The sequence below is a fragment of the Sphingomonas sp. genome, from assembly GCF_965200105.1.
In the GTDB taxonomy this organism is placed as follows: Bacteria; Pseudomonadota; Alphaproteobacteria; order Sphingomonadales; family Sphingomonadaceae; genus Solisphingomonas.
The window spans coordinates 308778-328043 of sequence record NZ_CBDATN010000003.1 but is presented as its reverse complement, the minus strand read 5'-3'; the positions used below and the strand labels follow the sequence as shown (position 1 = coordinate 328043).

17 protein-coding genes are annotated in these 19266 nt (G+C 69.5%); 6 read left to right on the top strand and 11 right to left on the bottom strand.

From position 1 onward, the window contains the following. Positions 1-33: 33 nt before the first annotated feature. The gene (locus tag ACOFKX_RS14415) at positions 34-1152 is read left to right on the top strand and encodes a mechanosensitive ion channel family protein (protein ID WP_419827769.1); all 1119 of its coding nucleotides are present in this window, start codon (positions 34-36) and stop codon (positions 1150-1152) included. Here the strand turns inward: ACOFKX_RS14415 and ACOFKX_RS14410 are convergent. Next, positions 1113-2522 (bottom strand): alpha,alpha-trehalose-phosphate synthase (UDP-forming), encoded by a 1410-nt coding sequence (locus ACOFKX_RS14410; RefSeq protein WP_419827768.1) that lies wholly within the window; start codon positions 2520-2522, stop codon positions 1113-1115. The two genes, ACOFKX_RS14415 and ACOFKX_RS14410, sit on opposite strands and share 40 nt — an antisense overlap. An 85-nt stretch (positions 2523-2607) precedes the next feature. Continuing rightward, the gene (gene otsB / locus ACOFKX_RS14405) at positions 2608-3348 is read right to left on the bottom strand and encodes a trehalose-phosphatase (protein ID WP_419827767.1); all 741 of its coding nucleotides are present in this window, start codon (positions 3346-3348) and stop codon (positions 2608-2610) included. Positions 3349-3445: 97 nt separating this feature from the next. Here otsB and ACOFKX_RS14400 point away from each other — a divergent pair, with 97 nt between their 5' ends. From ACOFKX_RS14400 to ACOFKX_RS14385, 4 genes are read left to right on the top strand one after another with little or no spacing between them, the layout of a single operon-like run. Further along, complete coding sequence (locus ACOFKX_RS14400; protein ID WP_419827766.1) at positions 3446-5038, top strand: MFS transporter; 1593 nt, start codon at positions 3446-3448, stop codon at positions 5036-5038. Positions 5039-5065: 27 nt separating this feature from the next. Next, positions 5066-6124, top strand: coding sequence for an alanine racemase (gene alr / locus ACOFKX_RS14395; protein ID WP_419827765.1), 1059 nt, complete (start codon positions 5066-5068; stop codon positions 6122-6124). Continuing rightward, positions 6121-6912: an MlaE family ABC transporter permease gene (locus tag ACOFKX_RS14390; RefSeq protein ID WP_419827764.1), complete on the top strand. Its 792-nt coding sequence runs from the start codon at positions 6121-6123 to the stop codon at positions 6910-6912. Before alr ends, ACOFKX_RS14390 begins: the two co-directional genes overlap by 4 nt. Beyond that, positions 6912-7670, top strand: coding sequence for an ABC transporter ATP-binding protein (locus tag ACOFKX_RS14385; RefSeq protein ID WP_419827763.1), 759 nt, complete (start codon positions 6912-6914; stop codon positions 7668-7670). Before ACOFKX_RS14390 ends, ACOFKX_RS14385 begins: the two co-directional genes overlap by 1 nt. Here ACOFKX_RS14385 and ACOFKX_RS14380 read toward each other — a convergent pair. Further along, entirely contained in the window at positions 7667-8761 is a 1095-nt protein-coding gene (locus ACOFKX_RS14380) for an alpha/beta hydrolase (protein WP_419827762.1), read from the bottom strand. The genes ACOFKX_RS14385 and ACOFKX_RS14380 overlap by 4 nt on opposite strands. Between ACOFKX_RS14380 and phaR the strand changes: the two genes are divergently transcribed. Beyond that, positions 8760-9314 (top strand): polyhydroxyalkanoate synthesis repressor PhaR, encoded by a 555-nt coding sequence (gene phaR, locus ACOFKX_RS14375; protein ID WP_419827761.1) that lies wholly within the window; start codon positions 8760-8762, stop codon positions 9312-9314. The two genes, ACOFKX_RS14380 and phaR, sit on opposite strands and share 2 nt — an antisense overlap. An 8-nt stretch (positions 9315-9322) precedes the next feature. Here phaR and ACOFKX_RS14370 read toward each other — a convergent pair whose 3' ends face one another. The 8 genes from ACOFKX_RS14370 to atpA form a co-directional block, all read right to left on the bottom strand. Next, positions 9323-10207 carry a class I SAM-dependent methyltransferase gene (locus tag ACOFKX_RS14370; RefSeq protein ID WP_419827760.1) on the bottom strand — a complete coding sequence of 295 codons (885 nt, stop codon included), beginning with the start codon at positions 10205-10207 and terminating at the stop codon, positions 9323-9325. A gap of 59 nt (positions 10208-10266) precedes the next feature. Next, positions 10267-11760, bottom strand: coding sequence for a hypothetical protein (locus tag ACOFKX_RS14365; protein ID WP_419827759.1), 1494 nt, complete (start codon positions 11758-11760; stop codon positions 10267-10269). After that, on the bottom strand, positions 11760-13262 hold the full coding sequence (locus ACOFKX_RS14360) for a CpaF family protein (protein WP_419827758.1): 1503 nt from the start codon (positions 13260-13262) through the stop codon (positions 11760-11762). The genes ACOFKX_RS14365 and ACOFKX_RS14360 overlap by 1 nt, the downstream gene beginning before the upstream one ends. Positions 13263-13347: 85 nt before the next feature. Then, positions 13348-14898: a hypothetical protein gene (locus ACOFKX_RS14355; protein ID WP_419827757.1), complete on the bottom strand. Its 1551-nt coding sequence runs from the start codon at positions 14896-14898 to the stop codon at positions 13348-13350. A 113-nt stretch (positions 14899-15011) separates the two neighbouring features. After that, on the bottom strand, positions 15012-15278 hold the full coding sequence (locus ACOFKX_RS14350) for an ATP synthase F1 subunit epsilon (RefSeq protein WP_419827756.1): 267 nt from the start codon (positions 15276-15278) through the stop codon (positions 15012-15014). Positions 15279-15327: 49 nt separating this feature from the next. Further along, positions 15328-16785 carry a F0F1 ATP synthase subunit beta gene (atpD, locus tag ACOFKX_RS14345; protein ID WP_419827755.1) on the bottom strand — a complete coding sequence of 486 codons (1458 nt, stop codon included), beginning with the start codon at positions 16783-16785 and terminating at the stop codon, positions 15328-15330. A 21-nt stretch (positions 16786-16806) separates the two neighbouring features. Next, entirely contained in the window at positions 16807-17703 is an 897-nt protein-coding gene (locus ACOFKX_RS14340; RefSeq protein WP_419827754.1) for a F0F1 ATP synthase subunit gamma, read from the bottom strand. 14 nt (positions 17704-17717) lie between these two features. Next, on the bottom strand, positions 17718-19247 hold the full coding sequence (gene atpA / locus ACOFKX_RS14335; protein ID WP_419827753.1) for a F0F1 ATP synthase subunit alpha: 1530 nt from the start codon (positions 19245-19247) through the stop codon (positions 17718-17720). Between the last annotated feature and the right edge of the window lie 19 nt (positions 19248-19266).

Below are 19266 nucleotides of genomic sequence, written 5' to 3'. Positions count from 1 at the left end.
GGAACGGGAGCACGGGCGCCTCGTTCCGGCGCGATGCTGAACCTGAAGTCGCTGACGACGCACTACGGCGCCGACGCCGCCATCTGGATCCGCTACGGCGTTATCGCGGGCGCCGCCGTCCTGGCGGCGCTACTGCTCCACGCCGCGATCGATCTCGTGCTGCGGCGCGGCGCCGCGCGCACGCGGGGCGTGGGCGACGATCTGCTGCTCGCGCGTCTGCGCCGGCCGACGCGCGCGCTGTTTGCTCTGCTGGCGATCGCCGCCATGCAGCCGGCGATGGAGCTGGGGCCGATCGGCCGCGACTGGTGGAGCTTCGGCGCGGGGCTCGTCGTGCCCGCGATGGTCGGCTGGCTGGTGGCGGCGCTGCTCGGTGCGTTCAACGACATCGTCCAGCTCCGCGCCGATATCAGCGTCGCGGACAACTTGCTCGCGCGGCGCCAGCGCACGCGCGCCGGCATCCTCTACCGCATCGCGCTGTTCCTCGTCCTGCTCGTCACCGTCTGCCTGATGCTGATGTCGATCCCGGCAGTGCGCGCGGTGGGGGTGACGCTGGCGGCATCGGCAGGCATCGGCGCACTGGCGGTGGGCGCGGCCGCGCAGCCCGCGCTCAAGAACATCATCGCCGGCATGCAGATGGCGTTCACCGAGCCGATCCGCCTCGACGACGTCGTGATCGTCGAGGGCGAGTGGGGCCGGATCGAGGAGATCCGCCTCACCTACGTCGTCGTCGCCTTGTGGGATCAGCGGCGGCTGGTGGTGCCCGTCTCCAAGTTCCTGGAGGACAGCTTCCAGAACTGGACGCGCAACTCGTCCGATCTGCTCGGCACCGCCTTCCTGCACGTCGATCGCACCGCCGACATCGCGCGGCTGCGCGCGAAGCTGACCGAGATCGTCGCCGCCGACCCGCTGTGGGACGGGCGGACCTGCGGGCTCCAGGTGACGGACGGCACGCCCGGGTGGCTGGAGCTGCGCTGTCTCGTCAGCGCCAGCGACGCCGGTCGCGCGTTCGACCTGCGTTGCAACGTCCGCGAGGCGATGAACGCCTTCGTCGCCGCCGAAATGCCGGAGGCGCTGCCCCGCGCGCGCGGGGAGGTCATGCTGCACGCCGGCGCTCATTCCGCCGCGGCGGCGGGGGCATCCTCCCACGACTGATCGGAACGCGCGAGCGCGTCGGTGAAGCGCTTGCGCCACCAGATCACGTCCTGGCGCTCGACCCCGTCCATCAGTGCCCGCCATCGCGCGACGCGCTCGTCGCGCGGCATCTTGAGCGCGAGCTCGATGGCGTCGGACAGCTCCTCGGCGCTGTGGGGGTTCACGAGAACCGCGTCCGTCATCTGCAAGGCCGCGCCCGCGAAGCGCGACAGGATGAGGACGCCCGGATCCTCGGGGTCCTGTGCCGCGACATATTCCTTGGCGACGAGGTTCATGCCGTCGCGCAACGGCGTCACCAGGCCGATGCGCGCGGCGCGGTAGACGCCGGCGAGCACGGCGCGCGGGAACCCCCGGTTGACGTATCGGATCGGCACCCAGTCGAGATCGGCGTGCGCGCCGTTGATCCGGCCCGATAGGCCGTCCAGCGTGGCGCGGATGCGCTGATAGGTCTCGACGTCGCCGCGCGACGGGGGCGCGATCTGGAGGAGATACACCTCCTTGCGGCTTTCCTCATGCTCTTCCAGGAAGCGTTCGTAGCCGGCGAAGCGCTCCTCCAGGCCCTTCGAGTAATCGAGCCGGTCGACGCCGACGATGAGGTCGCGGCCGTCGGATGAGTCCTTCATGCGCCGGTAGGCGAGCCGCGCCTGCGGGCTGGAGGCGGCGGCGACGAACTCGGCGGTGTCTATCCCGATCGGGCACGATATCGCGCGGACGGTACGGTCGCCCAAGCGGATCGTGCCGTCGTCGAGGAGGTCCGCGCCCATCTCGCCGAGCGCGTAGTCGAGGAAGGCCTCCAGCCACTCGGTCGTGTGGAAGCCGATCACGTCGTAGGCGAACATCGTGCTGACGAGCTCGCGCGCGTGCGGCAGCGAGGCGAGCAGGTGGCGCGGCGGCCAGGGGATGTGAAGGAAGAAGCCGAGCCGGTTGCGCAGCTCTCGCTTGCGCAGCTCTTCGCCGAGCGGGATCAGGTGATAATCCTGCACCCAGACGAGGTCGTCATCCTCGATCAGCGGGCGGACGGTGTCCGCGAAGCGTTCGTTGACGCGCTGATAGCCTTGCGCGAAGTCGCGCTCGAACTCGGCGAGATCGACGCGGAAGTGGAACAGCGGCCACAGCGTGCGGTTGGCATAGCCGTTGTAATATTCCTCGATATCCTGGTCTTCGAGGTCGATCGTCGCGGTGCAGACACCACGCACGTCCTGATAGTCGATCTCGCCGGTGAACCGGTCGGTCGGCTCGCCGGACCAGCCGAACCACAGGCCCTTATGCTCGCGCAGCGCCGCCGCGAACGCGACGGCCAGCCCGCCCTGCGCACCCGCTTCGCCCTTTGGCGCGGACACCCGGTTGGAGATCACGATCAGACGGCTCATCGCGGCATTACGCTCCCCGGCGGGCGGAACCGCCCTGAGCCTCCTTCCAACCGCTCACCCACGCGGTTGGTTGCTGAATGGATGTTCATCCTGTCGCCCGTTCCAGCCAGGCGACGACGGCGCCCACGTCGGGCAGGGCGTAGCGCGCGGCGCTGCCTTCCCGCTCGCCGACCAGTATGCCCGCCCCGCCGGCGGCATCGGCGGCGCGGAAGCCCGCCTCGTCCGTCAGGTCGTCGCCGACGAAGATTGGGCGGTGCCCGCGCATCGGCGCCTCGGCGAGCAGCGCCGCCACGGCGCCGCCCTTGTCGACGCCTGACATCCTAAGCTCCGCCACCATCTTGCCGCGCTGGAGGTGGAGGTCGGTCTCCGCCGCCACGCGCTCCGCCAACGCCTCGCATTCGGCGGCGCGCGCGGGGGCGAGCCGATAGTGGAGCGCGGCCCCGAACGGCTTCTCCTCGACTGCCGCCCCGGGCATCGCGGCCGTGGCGCGGCGGAGCGCCGCCGTCGCCATCATGACGCCGGCCGACGGGGCGGGAGCCTCGCGGCGGCCGTCGGGATGGACGCGCTCCAGCCCGTGGCTGCCCGCGATGGCGATGCCGGGGGCGGCGGGATCGAGCGCCAGGTAGCGGACGATCTCGTGCGCCGCGCGGCCGGAGACGATCGCCAGCCGCCAATCGAGCGCGGCCGCCAGCCGGGGCAGCAAGGCCTTGAGCGAGGCCGGCACGACGATCGCGGCCGGGGTTGCGGCGAGCTCCACCAGCGTGCCGTCGAAATCGAGGAACAGCGCGGCGCCGTCGAGCAGATCGGCGGGGGGCGGGGGCAGCATCGCGCCGGCCTACGGGCGATGCCGGGCGCGTTCAACCGCCACCGCCCTTTCGCGGCGGGGGCCCTCTGCTATGCTCGTTCGAAGGTCAGGGGGCATGATGGCGGACGAAGCGGCACAGGCGGGCGGGACGATCGGCGCGGCGCGCGCGCGGCTGGTGATCGCCGCGTCGTCGCTCGGCACCGTGTTCGAGTGGTACGACTTCTTCATCTACGGCACGCTCGCGCCGATCATCGGCAAGGCCTTCTTCCCGGCGGGTAGCGAGACGGCGCAGTTCCTGCTGGTGCTGGCGACATTCGGCATCGGCTTTGGGATGCGGCCTTTGGGCGCCGCGATCTTCGGCTATCTGGGCGACAGGCTCGGGCGCAAATACACCTTCCTCGTCACGGTCGCCGTGATGGGGCTCTCCACCGCCGCGATCGGCCTGGTGCCCGGCTTCGCCACGATCGGCGAGGCGGCGCCGGTCATCCTCATCCTGCTCCGCATCGCGCAGGGGCTGGCGCTGGGCGGAGAATATGGCGGCGCCACGATCTACGTCGCCGAGCACGCGCCCAAAGCCAAGCGCGGCTTCTACACCAGCTTCATTCAAGCGAGCGTGATCGGGGGCTTCCTGCTCAGCCTCGTCGTCGTACTGGCGACGCAGGCGTTCGTCAGCGCCTCCCAGTGGAACGCATGGGCTTGGCGGCTGCCTTTCCTGTTCTCGCTGCTGCTGCTCGCCGTGTCGCTGTGGATGCGGCTGAAGCTCGCCGAGAGCCCGGTGTTCAAGGCGATGAAGGCGGCCGGCAAGATCGCGCGCAACCCGCTGCGCGAGAGCTTCGCCGATCGCGAGAACGTAAAGCGCATCGTCGTCGCGCTGTTCGGCGTGGCGGCGGGTCTGACGGTGATCTGGTACACGGCGCAGTTCAGCGCGCTCTACTTTCTCCAGAACGCGATGCGGCTGCAGGATACGTGGACGCGCGCGCTGGTCGGCGTCGGGGCGGCGATCTCGCTCGGCTGGTTCATCCTGTTCGGCTCGCTGTCGGACAGGATCGGGCGCAAGCCGTCGATCGTCGTCGGCTACGCGCTGACGCTGGTGCTGCTCTTCCCGCTCTTCCACCTGCTCGCGGCGGGCGCCAACCCGGGCATGAAGGAGGCGGCGCGGCGATCGCCGGTCGTCGTCTCGGGGCCGGACTGCCGCTACAACCCGTTCGCGATGCACGGGCAGGAGACCGCGTGCGCGAAGATCCTCGATCATCTCGCCGGTCGCGGCGTCACCTACACCAAGGCGAAGACGCCGGGCGTCGCGGTGACGGTGGGCGGCCGCGTGGTTATGGATCACAGCAACGCCGGAATCGACGCCGCGCTGGAGAGCGCGGGGTGGACGGTGGACAAGGTTCGGCCCACGCCGGGCGGCGCGGTGCTGATCGTGCTCGCGGTGGCGTTGCTCGGCTTCCTCTCGGGCATGACCTACGGGCCGGTGGCGGCGCTGCTGGCGGAGCTGTTCCCGGCCCGCGTGCGCTACTCCTCGATGTCGATCCCCTATCATATCGGCACCGGCTATTTCGGCGGGTTCCTGCCGTTCATCAGCCAGTATATCGTCGCGCGCACCGGCAACCCGTTCGCCGGCCTGTGGTACACCTTCGCGGTGGTGGCGATGGCGCTGGTCGTGACGATCTTCTGGCTGCCCGAGACGCGCGGCGCCGACCTCGACTAGCCGCGGGGCCGCCGTTACTGCGCCCCGGTGTCCCCGCCCCCCCTGTCCGCGCCTGAAGTTCCTCCCGCGCTACGCCTGACGTGCGACGGCGACGCGCTCGTCGCCAACTGGCGCTGGCTGCGGACACGGGGCGGTGGCGCGGCCTGTGGCGCGGCGGTGAAGGCGGACGGCTACGGCCTCGGCGCGCGCGAGGTGGCCGCCCGCTTGATCCGCGCGGGCTGTCGCGACCTGTTCGTGTCGAGCTGGGGAGAGGCGGCGGCGCTGGGCGACTTGCCCGACGGCGTGGCCCTGTCGGTGCTCCACGGGGTACGCGAGGAGGATGTGGCCTATGCGCTGGCCTCGCCCGCGCGGCCCGTCCTCAACTCGCCCCCGCAGGTGGCACGCTGGAAGGCGGCGGGCGGCGGCGCTTGCGACGCGATGATCGATACCGGCATGAACCGGCTCGGCCTCAGGCCGGAGGAGGCGGGCTGCCTGAAGGGGGTCGCCATCGAAACGCTGATGAGCCACCTCGCCAGCGCCGACGAGGCGGATACCGCTTTCGCAAGCCGCCAGCGAGACGCCTTCGCCGCGGTCGCGGCATGCGTGCCGGCGCGGCGTGCCAGCCTCGCCAACTCGGCCGGCATCTGCCTGGGCGCGGACTATGCCTTCGATCTCACGCGTCCTGGACTGGCGCTGTACGGCGGCGTTCCCCGCGCCGAGGCGGGGGGCGCCATCCAGCCCGTCATGCGGATCGAGGCGCAGGTGCTGCAATGCCGGCGCGTGCCGGCCGGCGAGACGGTCGGCTACGGCGCGACGTGGACGGCGGGAGGCGACGCGCACGTCGCGATCCTCAACATCGGCTACGCCGACGGCTACCTGCGGGGTTTCTCCAATGCGGGCCGCGTGTTCGCGGGCGACCGCGCGCTGCCCGTCGTCGGCCGCGTCTCGATGGACCTGCTCGCGGTCGACGCCACCGGCACCGACGTGACGGAGGGCGACTGGCTGGCCCTCGATCCCGACCTCGGCGCCGCGTCGGCCGCCTCCGGGCTATCGCAATATGAGTTGCTGACCGCGCTCGGCCGCCGCTATCAGCGCCGCTGGACATGAGCCTCCCTGCAACCCTGATCCTCGCCGTGGCTGCGGTCGGTCGCCTGGTGCTCGGCCTGCTCGCTACCGTCGGGCGAGTCACCAGCTTCGCCTTCACCGCGCTCGTCCGCGCGGTGACGCCGCCTTATTATCCCGCGCGCTTCGTGTCGCAGCTCAGGGCGATCGGCTGGGACTCGCTGCCCGTCGTCGGCCTCACCGCGATCTTCACGGGCTCCGCGCTCGCCCAGCAGATCTACACCGGCGGTTCTCGCTTCGACGCGGAATCGACCGTGCCCGCCGTCGTCGTGTTCGGCATCGTGCGCGAGCTCGGCCCCGTGCTCGTCGGGCTGATGGTGGCGGGCCGCGTCGCCTCCGCGATGGCGGCCGAGCTCGGCACCATGCGCGTCACCGAGCAGCTCGACGCGATGACGACGCTGCGCACCGACGCCTATCGCTACCTGATCGCGCCGCGCATCGTCGCCGCCACGATCGCGCTGCCCGCGATGGTGCTCGTCGCCAACGTCATCGGCATCATGGGCGGCTACCTGCTGTCGGTGTGGAAGCTCGGCTTCAACCCCGCGACCTATCTCACGACGACGCGCAAATACCTGTTCGTCGAGGACGTCTGGATGTCGGTGGTGAAGGCCGCCGTGTTCGGCTTCGTGATCGCGCTGATGGGCTGCTATAACGGGTTCCGCACCGCCGGGGGTGCCGCCGGCGTCGGCCGCGCGACCACCGATGCAGTGGTCTCCGCCTTCATGCTGATCCTGTTCTCGGACCTGCTCATCACTATCCTGGCGTTCGGCTGATGCCGGGTGCGCCCAAGATCCGGCTGGCCAACGTCGCCAAGCGGTTCGGTGAGAAGGTCGTGCTCGACGGCGTCAACCTGGCGATCGAGCCCGGCGAGTCTGTGGCGATCATCGGCGGTTCGGGAACGGGCAAGTCGGTGACGCTGAAGTGCATCCTGGGCCTCCTCCAGGCGGACGCAGGATCGATCATGGTCGATGGCGAGGAGGTGGTCGGCGCGGGTGACCGCGACCTCGCCCGCATCCGCGCCAAGTTCGGGATGCTGTTCCAGGGCGGCGCGTTGTTCGATTCGATGCCGGTGTGGCGCAACGTCACCTTCGGCCTCACCAAGGGCCGCAGGCGCGAGGCCGCAAAGATGCGCCGCGTCGCCGAGGAGAATATCGAGCGAGTGGGCCTCGGCCCCGACATCCTGGATCTCCGCCCCAACGAACTCTCGGGCGGCATGCAGAAGCGCGTGGCGCTCGCCCGCGCGATCGCGCCGCGCCCCGACATCATCTTCTTCGACGAACCCACCACCGGGCTCGATCCGATCCGCGCCGACCAGATCAATAATCTGATCTGCTCGCTTACCGGCGATCTCGGCGTGACCGCGCTCACCATCACGCACGACATGGTCTCGGCGCGCACGATCGCAAACCGGGTGGCGATGCTCTACCAGGGCCGCATCGTGTGGCACGGCCCGCGCGACCGGCTCTACGACAGCGGCAATCCCTATGTGGACCAGTTCGTCCAGGGCCGCTCCGAGGGGCCGATCCGCTAGGCCGGATCGCGCAGGAAGGCGGCGAGCGGCTCCCACAGGCTGGTGCGCGCACGACCGCCGACGATCATGCCGACATGGCCGAGCGACAGCTCCAGCGGCCGCCCGATGCCGGCGGCGCTGGCGGCGGGGACGATGCGGTCGGTGGTGGAGCGGATGTCGAGCACCGGGCAGCCGATCACCGCCGGATCGATCGCGCGGCCCGCGACGCGCCATGCTCCGGTGCCGGTGACGTCTCGTCCGAACAGCTCCTCCACGAGCTCGCGCCCGGCGGCGAGCGTCAGCGGCGGGCCGCCGTTCGCCCAGTCCTCCAGCGCGACGAACTGCCGCACCGCCGCCGCGTTCGCCGCCCGCGCACTAAAGCGGACGAACTTGTCGATCGTGCGCGCGGGGTCGAGCCCCCAGAAGCCCGCCTGCAGCACCTCCAGCGGCAGCAGACCGATCGCCTCCGCCGTTGCCCTTGCCGCCTGCCACAACTCGCCGAGGCCGGCGCGCGCCTCGTGGCCAAAGCCCGAGAAGCGCCACGGCGCGGCGATCAGCGCCAGCGCGTGCGGGCGCTCGATCGCGGCGGCGGCGAGCGCCATCGTGCCGCCTAGGCAATAGCCCGCAAGCGCAGCATCGCCGTCGATGCTGCGCAGCATGGGAAGCAGCATCTCCTCGACATGGCCGGCGATCGACAGCTCGCGCTCGTCGGCACCCGGTTCGCCCCAATCGACCAGCAGCGGGCGCACGCCTTGCGTCGCCAGCCAGCGCAGGAACGAGGCCTCGGGCAGCAGGTCGAGCACCTGCGGCCCATTGATGATCGAGGGAACGACGACGATCGGCCGCCCCTCGCCGCCATAGTCGAGCAGTCGCGCGCGGCCCTCGCGCGCCGCCGTGACGGGCGGAACGGGCGGGGCAGGACGCTCGGCCTGCTGATAGGCGCGCAGCCCCGCGAGCGCGGCTTCGGCGCGCGCGCCGTCTCCTTCTGTCTCGCTGCGCAACATCGCCAGGAACAGCGGGAGCGGACGGGGCTTGTGTTGCGGCGCATCATCGTTCGATGATAGGCCGTAGCGAAAGATGGGCGCGTCACCGCGTTCGGGAGGAATGGTCATGGCCAGGTCCGCGTCGACGTCCGATACGGTCATCATCAAGAAATACGCGAACCGGCGCCTCTACAACACCGAGACGTCGAGCTACATCACGCTCGAACATCTCGCCGCGATGACGCGCGACGGGCGCGATTTCAAGGTGCTCGACGCGCGCACCGACGAGGACATCACTCACGCGGTGCTGACGCAGATCATCATGGACGAGGAGACGCGCGGCCAGACGCTGCTGCCCGTCAGCTTCCTGCGCCAGCTGATCGCGCTGTACGGCGACTCGATGCAGTCGATGGTGCCGCAATATCTCGAGGCGTCGATGGAGGCGTTCCGCCGCAATCAGGCGCAGTTCCGCACCGCGATGGAGGGCGCCTTCTCTGGCGGCCCCTTCGCCGAGATCACCAAGCGCAACATGGCGATGTTCGAGGCCGCCGCAGGCGCGTTCAAGCCGGAGACGGCCGGCGACAAATCTGCGGCGCCGCCGGCCGGCGGGGCCGAGGATATCGCCGCGCTCAAGGCGCAGCTCGCCGCGCTGCAGAACAAGATCGACAAGATGGGAAGCTGAGCCGCCGCTCAGCCGCCCGCCTGCGGCTTGACGAAGCGCAGCGTCATGCGGTCGCTCTCGCCGATCGCGGCGTACTTCGCACGATCCTGATCTCCCAGCGCGAAGGTGGGCGGCAGCGTCCACACGCCCTTGGGATGATCGTGGTCGTCCTTGGGATTGGCGTTGACGTCGCTCGCGCCCTCCAGCCGGAAGCCTGCCGCCATCGCCAGCCGGATCACGGTCGATCGCTTGACGTAGCCGTTGGTTTTTTCGAGTGCGGCGTCGCTCGGTTCGGGAAGCCGATGCTCCTCGATGCCGAGCGTGCCGCCCGGCTTCAGCGCGCGGAACCAGTCGGCGAAGGCCTGCGGGGCGTCGCCGTCGCCGGGCTGCCCGGGTTCGCCCAGCAGGTTGTGGATGTTGCGGAAGGTGAGCACCATGTCCGCGGTGCCGGCGGGCACCAGCTCGGTCTGCTGGCCGGGCGTGTAGGTGACGATCGCCGCCTTGCCGTAGCGGGGCTGATCGCCCGCCACGAGCGCGTTGAAGCTCTCGGTCGCCTTGCCCGGCGGAACGGCGGCGACGTAGCGGCCCTCCGCCGCCAGGGTGGGCGCGAGGATGGCGGAGTACCAGCCACCGCCCGGCAGCATCTCCACCACCGTCATGCCGGGTTTGAGCCCGAAGAAGCTCAGCGTCTCGGCCGGATGGCGATACTTGTCGCGCGCGCGGTCGGCGGCGCTGCGGCCGGGATCGGCGACGGCGCGCGCGATCGCGGGATCGACCTTGATGTGGCCCGCGGCGGCGACCGTGGGCGCGGCTTTCTTGGGCGCGACGGCCGGCGCGGGAGCCTTCTTCGGCGCGGCGACCGCCATGGTCGCGACGGCGGCGGCAAGGGGCATGATGGCGACGAGTGCGCGCAAGGCGGGTCTCCCGAGAGGAACGTCCGCGATGCTGCCGGTTCGCACCCGCGCTGGCAAGCCTAGCGATCGAGCCGGATCAGCACCCAATTGATGGCGGAACCCGACGCCGCACGCGCGTCGCAGCCGCCCGACCGCCGGTAAAGGCAGGCTTGGCCTGCGCCGAAACAGGTCGTGCGCCGGTAATCAGAGGGAAGCGCGGAGCCAAGCCGCGCGGGCGCCACGATCAGGTCGAAGCCGGCGCCCGCCCGCGCGATCCAGCTCGCCGGGGGCACGCTGCCGTCGTCGGGAATGTAGAGCGGCACCGGCCGGTGGAGGTAGGTGTAGCCGCCGCTGTCCGTCCAGTCCCGGCCGAGCAGCGCCACGCCGCATCCGGGCGCCTGGCGAAGCGCCGCGAAGGCCTGGAGCGCGGGTGTCACCCGATCCCAGCCTCCAGAGCGCAGCCCGCAGGCCAGCACCGCGCCCGAGCAGGCGAGCCAAGCGGCGACCGCGATCGCGGCCCATCCGCCCATGCCGAAGCGCCGCCGCGCCGCGTCGATCGCGTCGGGCGTGGCGATGCCGGCGAGCAGGACCAGGATCGACGTCGAGAGCAGGACGTAGCGATATTCCTTGTGCGCGATCAGCGTGTGCACCGCCACGTTGGTGATCGCGCAGGCGACGAGCGCGGGGAAGCGCCGCGCCACCAGCCGCGCGAGCGCCCACGCCGGCAGCAGCGTCGCGCCGAAGGCGGCGGCGATCGCCAGCGGATAGAAGCCCGGCCCGTCGACCCACGCGTGCGAGCGCTTGAGACCGATATTCTGGTGGAAGTTCTCGACGATCCAGCCGAACGGCCACTGTCCCATCGCCATGTCGAGCCCGCCCGCGGCGACGAGCACCGCGCCGCCGCCCGCCGCCGCCAGCAGCCAGCGTCGCCGATCGATTCGACACGCGATCGCGACGAGCGCCGCCACCGCCGGCGCATATTGGAACCGCACCACGACGGCGAGCGCGAGCAGCGCGCCTGCGATGGCGATCGTCCGTGATCGTGCGCCCGGCGTCTCGAGCAGCGCCGCGCCGCCAAGCACCAGCGGTACGGCCAGCGCCTCGGTGAGCGCTTGTGTCCCGAACAGCGCGGTTTCCGACCAGATCGCCATCGCGAACGCGCCGTAGAGCCCGTGGCGGGGCGACAGGCGAGCGCCGATCCGGGCCGCCGCGACGATCGAGCCGAGCGAGACCAGCACGACCAGCAGCTTGGGCAGCAGCAGGTAGGCGACGCCATCGGGGCGAAGCCAGCCACCCGCCGCCATCGGCCCCGCGAGCAGCAGCGGCACCAGCCAGCTGCGGATGCCGAACCGATATTCCCACGGCACCACGCCGACGCCGAAGACGAGCCGGTGCGCGGCCTCCAGATACTGGAAGATCTCGTCTGGAAAGTAGGAGCGCGGGGTGGCGAGCAGCGCCAGCCGGAAAGCGAGGCCGAGCGCCACGATCAGCGCGAGCGGGTGCGCGCGGACGAACCGCTGCGGGGCGGCGAAGGGGCGCTCGCGCGGCGGAACGCCGGCGATCGCCGCCTCCATCATAGGCAGGCTTCGAGCAGCGGCTGATCGAACCCGTACTGCCGCGCTTTGTCGAGCGTGTAGGGGCGCAGGCCCGCCGACCTGTACTCGCCGACGATCTTGCCGTCCTGGCCCTCGTCCATATACTCGAACTTGAACAGCTCCTGCGTCACGATCACCGGGCCCTCCATCCCGATCACCTCGGTGACGTTGGTGACGCGGCGCGATCCGTCGCGCAGGCGCTTCACCTGGATGATGAGGTCCACCGAGTCCGCGATCTGGCGGCTGATCGCCTCCTTGGGCACCTTGATGTCGCTCATCATCACCATGTTCTCCATGCGCGCCAGGGCCTCGCGCGGGGAGTTGGAGTGGAGCGTGCACATCGATCCGTCGTGGCCGGTGTTCATGGCGCTGAGCATGTCGAAGCACTCAGCACCTCTGATCTCGCCCAGGATGATGCGATCCGGGCGCATACGCAGCGCGTTCTTGACGAGGTCGCGGATCGAGATTTCTCCCTGGCCCTCCAGGTTGGGCGGGCGTGTCTCCAGCGGCAGCCAGTGCGGCTGCTGGAGGCGGAGCTCGGCCGCGTCCTCGATCGTCAGCACGCGCTCGCCGGGGTCGATCATCTTGGAGAGCGCGTTGAGCATCGTCGTCTTGCCCGAGCCGGTGCCGCCCGAGATGATGATGTTGAAGCGGCTGGCACCCGCGATCTTGAGCGCGGTCGCCATCTGCGGCGACATGCTGCCGAAGCCCGCCATCATGTCGATGGTGATCGGCTTGGCGGAGAATTTGCGGATTGAGATGGCGGTGCCGCGCAGCGACAAGGGCGGCACGATGACGTTGACGCGGCTGCCGTCGGGAAGGCGCGCGTCGGCGAGCGGCGTGGTCTGGTCGACGCGCCGGCCGACCTTGTTGACGATGCGCTGCGCGATCTGAAACAGGTGCTGCTCGTCGCGGAAGCTGATCGGCGCGATCTCCAGCCGGCCCTTCTTTTCCACGAAGGTCTGCTCGGGGCCGTTGACCATGATGTCCGAGATATCGGGATCGGAAAGCAGCTCCTCGAGGGGGCCGTAGCCGAGCAGCTCGTCGACCAGCACCTTCTCCAGCGCGAACTGCTCGCGCCGGTTGAGGTTGATCTTGAGCTCGCGGAGCACCTCGCCGATGATCGGGCGAAATTCCTCGGCGAGTTCGTCCTTGCTGAGCGTCGCGGCCGCTTCTGGATCGACGCGCTCCAGCAGGCGGGGCAGCACCTGCTCCTTGATCTTGTGAACCGACGCATCGAAGCCCTCGACGCGGGAGGAGGCGGCGTCGCCCGATCCGTCCTGCCGGCTGGCGAGACGCGCCATCGCGTCCGATGTCGTCTGCGAGAGCTCGGGTGCAGGTGCCGCCGGCAGCGGAACCGCGTCCACCGGGGGAAATTGGCCGCCGCCCGGCTCCGGAACGTGCATCGGCCGCGCGACGCCGAAGGCGGGTCGCGATCCCGTCGCCCCCGAAGCGCCGCTGCGCCTGCCGAATGCGCTCATCGTCCGTCATGCCCTCTGCGATTATCGATCGGATGATGACCAACAAGGACTAAGGAAGGCCTAACCTCGTCGGTGCCGACACTGGCTATACGACTCGCCGGCAGGTGCCCGCCGGCGGCGCTGGGAACGGCGCGATCCGTTGGTAGACTTCGAAGCTGTGGTAGCGCCCGATCAGGCGATAATGCCGCATGAGCCGCTCGAAGCGAGGGCTGGACCGGAAGAAGCCCTCCATGTCGAACCCGCCGCGGTCGTGCTGGTCAAAGATGATCCGGACTGGCTGCGCGCAACTATAGTCCTGCGCCGTCTCCTCGACGATCCTGCGCCCAAGCCGGACGAGGGCCGGATCCTTCGGGCCCGGCTCGAACAGCCCCCTCAACAGCAGCAAGCCATATTGCCGGCTGGGATAGCGAAACCCGCGGTTCAGCGTCAGCGGCCATGCATACATCGAGTTCTCGCTGACGAAGGCAACGGCGTCCTTCTGCTCCAGCCCGACCAGCATGGGCCGGGTGACAGGTTCGAAGGGATCACGAAGGGGCGTGACGTGTGCCGCGTAGACGAACGGCATCACCAACAGCGTAGGAGCGGCGACCCAGACGCTGGAACGAAGCGTTCGCCAATGCTCGGCTACGAGCAAGGCGATCGCCAACATCAGGCACCCGGTGACCGGCGCCTCGTGATTGTGCCACCCCTTGAACTGGATAAGCCACGCCGCCGCGAAACCTACCGCCATGACCGCGAAGGCCAGCGCACGCGGTGTCCGCAGGAGGAGGTCGGCGCGGACGAGCAGGAGCGCGGCCATGAGCGCCCAGTAGTATTGGGTCATGCGGATCATTTCGCCGAGATGACGCGCTTGCAACGCGCCGTAGCCGAGCCGCAGCATGGGAACGATGTCGCGCAGGTAAGCTGGCGTCAGGATCAGGACGGCGGCGGCGTAGATCGATCCGAAAGCGGTCAGCGCCACTGTCTCGGGACGCAGGGGACGGTAGTCCCGGCGCAAGGACGCGAGAAGCCAAAGCTCGATCAAGGCGGGGGAGATCAGGAAGTAATGTTTGAGCGCGAAGCCGGCGGCTCCGCCGATGCCGATGGCGACGGCGAGCAGCAACGGGATGTCCCGCTGCTCGTGTCGGCAGCCGGCCAGCATCGCGTAGGGCACGGCGCCGATCAGGAGGACGTGTTCGCGCTGGCCCAGATCGAGCAAGGGCATCAGCATGAGCGTCAGGGCGGCGTAGCTCAGCAGCGCCGCGCGGGTGGGCGCGGGCGTGTCGCCCAGCAGTCGGCCCGTGGCGACGACGCTCAACGCGGACGCGATCCCCATCGCTGCGACCATCACCGTGGAAGCACGGGCTCCGGCGAGCCCCGCCATCCAGTCGATTGGGATCGCCATCCAGAACCAGAGCGGCGGGTTGGTCTCGACGATGTCGACGTAGAAGCGCGCCCCGTGGAGGAGCTGACGCCCGATCCAGAGCTGCCAGGCCACGTCGGGACAGGGATCGATGGCCGAGAAGAGCGCCGCGACCAGCAGGGCTGTGAGCGCGCCCGACGCCTCCGGCCAGTGGCGTTTCAGGCGCTCGGGCATCGTCACGAGCAGGCGGGTCGGAGCGGGCAGGTTCCCGCGAGCGATCGAAGCGTCCAACATCAGCGCGGCCCCCGTGGAGAGACCTGCTTAGGCGGCGGTGGTGAAACCGAAGTTAAGGCTATGCGTGAGCGCGGCTGCCGCCGTCCCGCCGTCCCGCCGACGCGCCAAGCCTCTCAGGCTGCGACTTCCACCTTCTCGGCCAGCACCGTCAGGCCCTTGTCCGTCACCTCGGCGAAGCCGCCCTCGACGCGGATCCGCGCCGAGACGCTGTTCTGCGCGGAATAAACGGTCAGTTCGCCGTCGCGCACCGTGGACATCATCGGCGCATGGCCGGCCAGCACGCCGAAGTCGCCCTCGGTGCCGGGCACGACGACCATGAACACCTCCTCGGAGCGGACGCGCCGCTCGGGGGTAACGAGCTCGAAATGGAGGTTGGCCATGTGCTCTCTCTAAGGGCGAGCCGCCCGACGTTGATCGCCGGGGCGGGGGTCAGGCGGCGTCGGCCAGCTTCTTGGCCTTCTCGACCGCCTCGTCGATCGAGCCGACCATGTAGAAGGCCCCCTCCGGCAGGTCGTCATGATCGCCGTTCACCACGGCCTTGAACGATCGGACGGTGTCCTCGATCGACACGAACTTGCCCGAGATGCCGGTGAACACCTCCGCGACGTGGAAGGGCTGCGACAGGAAGCGCTGGATCTTCCGCGCACGGGAGACCGTCCGCTTGTCGTCCTCGGAGAGCTCGTCCATGCCGAGGATGGCGATGATGTCCTGCAGCGACTTATACTTCTGCAGCGTCTCCTGCACCTGCCGCGCGACCTCGTAATGCTCCTGCCCGACGACGGCGGGCGACAGCGCGCGCGACGTCGAATCGAGCGGGTCCACCGCCGGGTAGATGCCGAGTTCGGAGATGGCGCGCGACAGGTTGGTCGTCGCGTCCAGGTGCGCGAACGACGTCGCCGGCGCCGGGTCGGTCAGGTCGTCGGCGGGCACGTAGATCGCCTGCACCGAGGTGATCGAGCCCTTGTTGGTCGACGTGATCCGCTCCTGGAGCGCGCCCATGTCGGTGGAGAGGGTGGGCTGATAGCCCACGGCGCTCGGAATGCGGCCGAGCAGCGCCGACACCTCGGCGCCCGCCTGCGTGAAGCGGAAGATGTTGTCGACGAAGAACAGCACGTCCTGCCCCTCGACGTCGCGGAAATACTCCGCGTTGGCGAGGCCGGAGAGCGCGACGCGCGCGCGCGCGCCCGGCGGCTCGTTCATCTGGCCGAACACCAGCGCCACCTTCGATCCCTCGGGCGTCGGGTTGCCGTCGGCGTCCTTGGCGATGACGCCCGCGTCGAGGAACTCGTGGTAGAGGTCGTTGCCCTCGCGGGTACGCTCGCCCACGCCCGCGAACACCGACGTGCCGCCATGGCCCTTGGCGATGTTGTTGATGAGCTCCTGGATCAGCACGGTCTTGCCGACGCCGGCGCCGCCGAACAGGCCGATCTTGCCACCCTTGGTGTAGGGGGCGAGAAGGTCGATCACCTTGATGCCGGTGACGAGGATCGAGGTCTCGGTCGACTGGTCGACGAAGGGCGGCGCCTCGGCGTGGATCGGCATCGTCGTCTCGGCGTTCACCGGCCCGCGCTCGTCGATCGGCTGGCCGACGACGTTGAGGATGCGGCCGAGCGTCCGGGGGCCGACCGGCACGCGGATCTGCGCGCCGGTGTCGTTGACCTCCTGACCGCGCTTCAGCCCGTCGGTCGAATCCATCGCGATGGTGCGAACCGTGCTCTCACCCAGATGCTGCGCGACCTCGAGGACGAGCGTCTTGCCCTCGTTCTGCGTCTCGAGCGCCGAGAGGATGGCGGGCAGCGGCCCATCGAACGACACGTCGACGACCGCGCCGATCACCTGGCTGATGCGGCCGACGGAATTGGTGGTGAGTGCGGGTGCGGTTGCCATGTATGTCCTGCCTTCTGGAGCTTAGAGCGCTTCGGCGCCGGCGATGATCTCGATCAGCTCGGTGGTGATCGCCGCCTGGCGCGAGCGGTTATACTGGATGGTGAGCTTGCCGATCATCTCGCCGGCGTTGCGCGTGGCGTTATCCATCGCGGTCATGCGGCTGCCCTGCTCGGACGCAGCATTCTCCTGGAACGCACGGTAGAGCTGCACCGCGATGTTGCGCGGCAGGAGCGCGGCGAGGATCTCCTCCTCGTCGGGTTCGAACTCGAAGGCGGCGACCTGCCGATCGCCGTCCTTGGCACCATCGCGCTTCTCCTCCGACGGGATCGCGACGGGGATGAGCTGCACCTCGGTGGGCTCCTGCACCAGCGCCGACTGGAAGCGCGCGTAGAACAGGTGCGCGACGTCGAACTCGCCGGCCTCGAAGCGGTTCACGATGTCGGTGCCGACGTCGAGCGCGTCCTGGAAGCCGACCGTCTTGATCGCCGACTGATCGACCTGATGCACGATCAGTCCGGGGAAGATGCGGGCCAGCGGCGCTCGGCCCTTCTTGCCGACGAGGTAGAACTTCACCTGCTTGCCCGAGCGGATCAGTTCATCGGCGCGCTTGCGCGCGGCGCGCACGATGTTCGAGTTGAACGCGCCCGCGAGGCCGCGCTCGGAAGTGGCGACGACGAGCAGGTGGACGTCGTCCTTGCCGGTGCCCGCGAGCAGCTTCGGGCTCTCCGGACCGACCGTCACGCCGGAGGCGAGCCGCGCCATCACCCGCGTCAGCTCCTCGGCGTAGGGGCGGCCCGCCTCCGCCGCCTCCTGCGCGCGGCGCAGCTTGGCGGCGGCGACCATCTTCATGGCCTTGGTGATCTTCTGCGTCGACTTGACCGAGCCGATGCGTCCCTTGAGGGCCTTAAGACTGGGCATCCTCTACCAGCCGCTTAAGCGAACGTCTTGGCGAAGCCGTCGAGCGCGCCCTTGAGCTTGCCCTTGAGGTCGTCGCCGAGATCGCGGGTGGTGCGGATGCCGTCGAGCACGTCCTTGTGGTTGGTGCGCAGGTCGGCGAGCATCGCCTCCTCGAAGCGGACGACATCCTCCACCGGCACCGCGTCGAGATAGCCGTTGGTGCCCGCGTAGATGGACGCGACCTGCTCCTCCATCGGCATCGGCGAGAATTGCGGCTGCTTGAGCAGCTCGGTCAGCCGCGCGCCGCGGTTGAGCAGCTTCTGCGTCGAGGCGTCGAGGTCCGAGCCGAACTGCGCGAACGCCGCCATCTCGCGATACTGTGCGAGCTCCAGCTTGATCGAGCCCGCGACCTTCTTCATCGCCTTGGTCTGCGCGGACGAGCCCACGCGCGACACCGAGAGCCCGACGTTGATGGCCGGGCGGATGCCCTGGTAGAACAGGTCCGTCTCCAGGAAGATCTGGCCGTCGGTGATCGAGATCACGTTGGTCGGGATGTAGGCGGACACGTCGCCGGCCTGCGTCTCGATGATCGGCAGCGCGGTGAGCGAGCCCGAGCCTTCCGCGTCGTTGAGCTTGGCGGCGCGTTCCAGCAGGCGCGAGTGCAGGTAGAACACGTCGCCCGGATAGGCCTCGCGGCCCGGCGGGCGGCGCAGCAGCAGCGACATCTGGCGATACGCGACGGCCTGCTTCGAGAGGTCGTCGTACACGATCAGGCCGTGCATGCCGTTGTCGCGGAAATACTCACCCATCGCGCAGCCGGTATAGGGCGCCAGGAACTGGAGCGGCGCCGGATCGGACGCGGTGGCGGCGACGACGATGGTATAGTCCATCGCGCCATTCTCTTCGAGCTGGCGGACGATCTGCGCCACCGTCGAGCGCTTCTGCCCGACCGCCACGTAGATGCAGTAGAGCTTGGCCTTTTCATCGCTGCCGGCGTTCACACCGCGCTGGTTGATGAAGGCGTCGATCGCCACCGCCGACTTGCCGGTCTGGCGGTCGCCGATGATGAGCTCGCGCTGGCCGCGGCCGACCGGCACCAGCGCGTCGAGCGCCTTGATGCCCGACTGCATCGGCTCGTGCACCGACTTGCGCGCGATGATGCCGGGCGCCTTGGTCTCGACGCGGCGGCGTTCGGTGAACTCGATCGGACCCTTGCCATCGATCGGGTTGCCGAGGCCGTCGACCACGCGCCCCAGGAGCCCCTTGCCGATCGGCACGTCGACGATCGTCTCGGTGCGCTTAACGGTGTCGCCTTCCTTGATCTCCGAGTCCGAGCCGAAGATCACGACGCCGACATTGTCGGCCTCCAGGTTGAGCGCCATGCCCTGCACGCCGTTGGCGAACTCCACCATCTCGCCCGCCTCGACATTGTCGAGGCCCCAGATACGCGCGATGCCGTCGCCGACGGACAGCACCTGGCCGACTTCCGAGACCTGCGCCTCGGTACCGAAATTGGCGATCTGGTCGCGGATGACCTTGGAGATTTCTGCGGCGCGGATGTCCATGTTCGACCCTTTTTTCGAC

Excerpts from the sequence above, each read along its gene's own strand:
- ACOFKX_RS14415 (WP_419827769.1), top strand. The coding sequence starts at position 34 with ATGCTGAACCTGAAGTCGCTGACGACGCACTACGGCGCCGACGCCGCC.
- ACOFKX_RS14380 (WP_419827762.1), bottom strand. The coding sequence starts at position 8,761 with ATGACCATTCCTCCCGAACGCGGTGACGCGCCCATCTTTCGCTACGGC.
- ACOFKX_RS14360 (WP_419827758.1), bottom strand. The coding sequence starts at position 13,262 with ATGAGCGCATTCGGCAGGCGCAGCGGCGCTTCGGGGGCGACGGGATCG.
- ACOFKX_RS14390 (WP_419827764.1), top strand. The coding sequence starts at position 6,121 with ATGAGCCTCCCTGCAACCCTGATCCTCGCCGTGGCTGCGGTCGGTCGC.
- atpA (WP_419827753.1), bottom strand. The coding sequence starts at position 19,247 with ATGGACATCCGCGCCGCAGAAATCTCCAAGGTCATCCGCGACCAGATC.
- ACOFKX_RS14400 (WP_419827766.1), top strand. The coding sequence starts at position 3,446 with ATGGCGGACGAAGCGGCACAGGCGGGCGGGACGATCGGCGCGGCGCGC.
- atpD (WP_419827755.1), bottom strand. The coding sequence starts at position 16,785 with ATGGCAACCGCACCCGCACTCACCACCAATTCCGTCGGCCGCATCAGC.
- ACOFKX_RS14340 (WP_419827754.1), bottom strand. The coding sequence starts at position 17,703 with ATGCCCAGTCTTAAGGCCCTCAAGGGACGCATCGGCTCGGTCAAGTCG.
- ACOFKX_RS14385 (WP_419827763.1), top strand. The coding sequence starts at position 6,912 with ATGCCGGGTGCGCCCAAGATCCGGCTGGCCAACGTCGCCAAGCGGTTC.
- ACOFKX_RS14410 (WP_419827768.1), bottom strand. The coding sequence starts at position 2,522 with ATGAGCCGTCTGATCGTGATCTCCAACCGGGTGTCCGCGCCAAAGGGC.
- ACOFKX_RS14350 (WP_419827756.1), bottom strand. The coding sequence starts at position 15,278 with ATGGCCAACCTCCATTTCGAGCTCGTTACCCCCGAGCGGCGCGTCCGC.
- otsB (WP_419827767.1), bottom strand. The coding sequence starts at position 3,348 with ATGCTGCCCCCGCCCCCCGCCGATCTGCTCGACGGCGCCGCGCTGTTC.
- ACOFKX_RS14355 (WP_419827757.1), bottom strand. The coding sequence starts at position 14,898 with ATGTTGGACGCTTCGATCGCTCGCGGGAACCTGCCCGCTCCGACCCGC.
- ACOFKX_RS14365 (WP_419827759.1), bottom strand. The coding sequence starts at position 11,760 with ATGGAGGCGGCGATCGCCGGCGTTCCGCCGCGCGAGCGCCCCTTCGCC.
- phaR (WP_419827761.1), top strand. The coding sequence starts at position 8,760 with ATGGCCAGGTCCGCGTCGACGTCCGATACGGTCATCATCAAGAAATAC.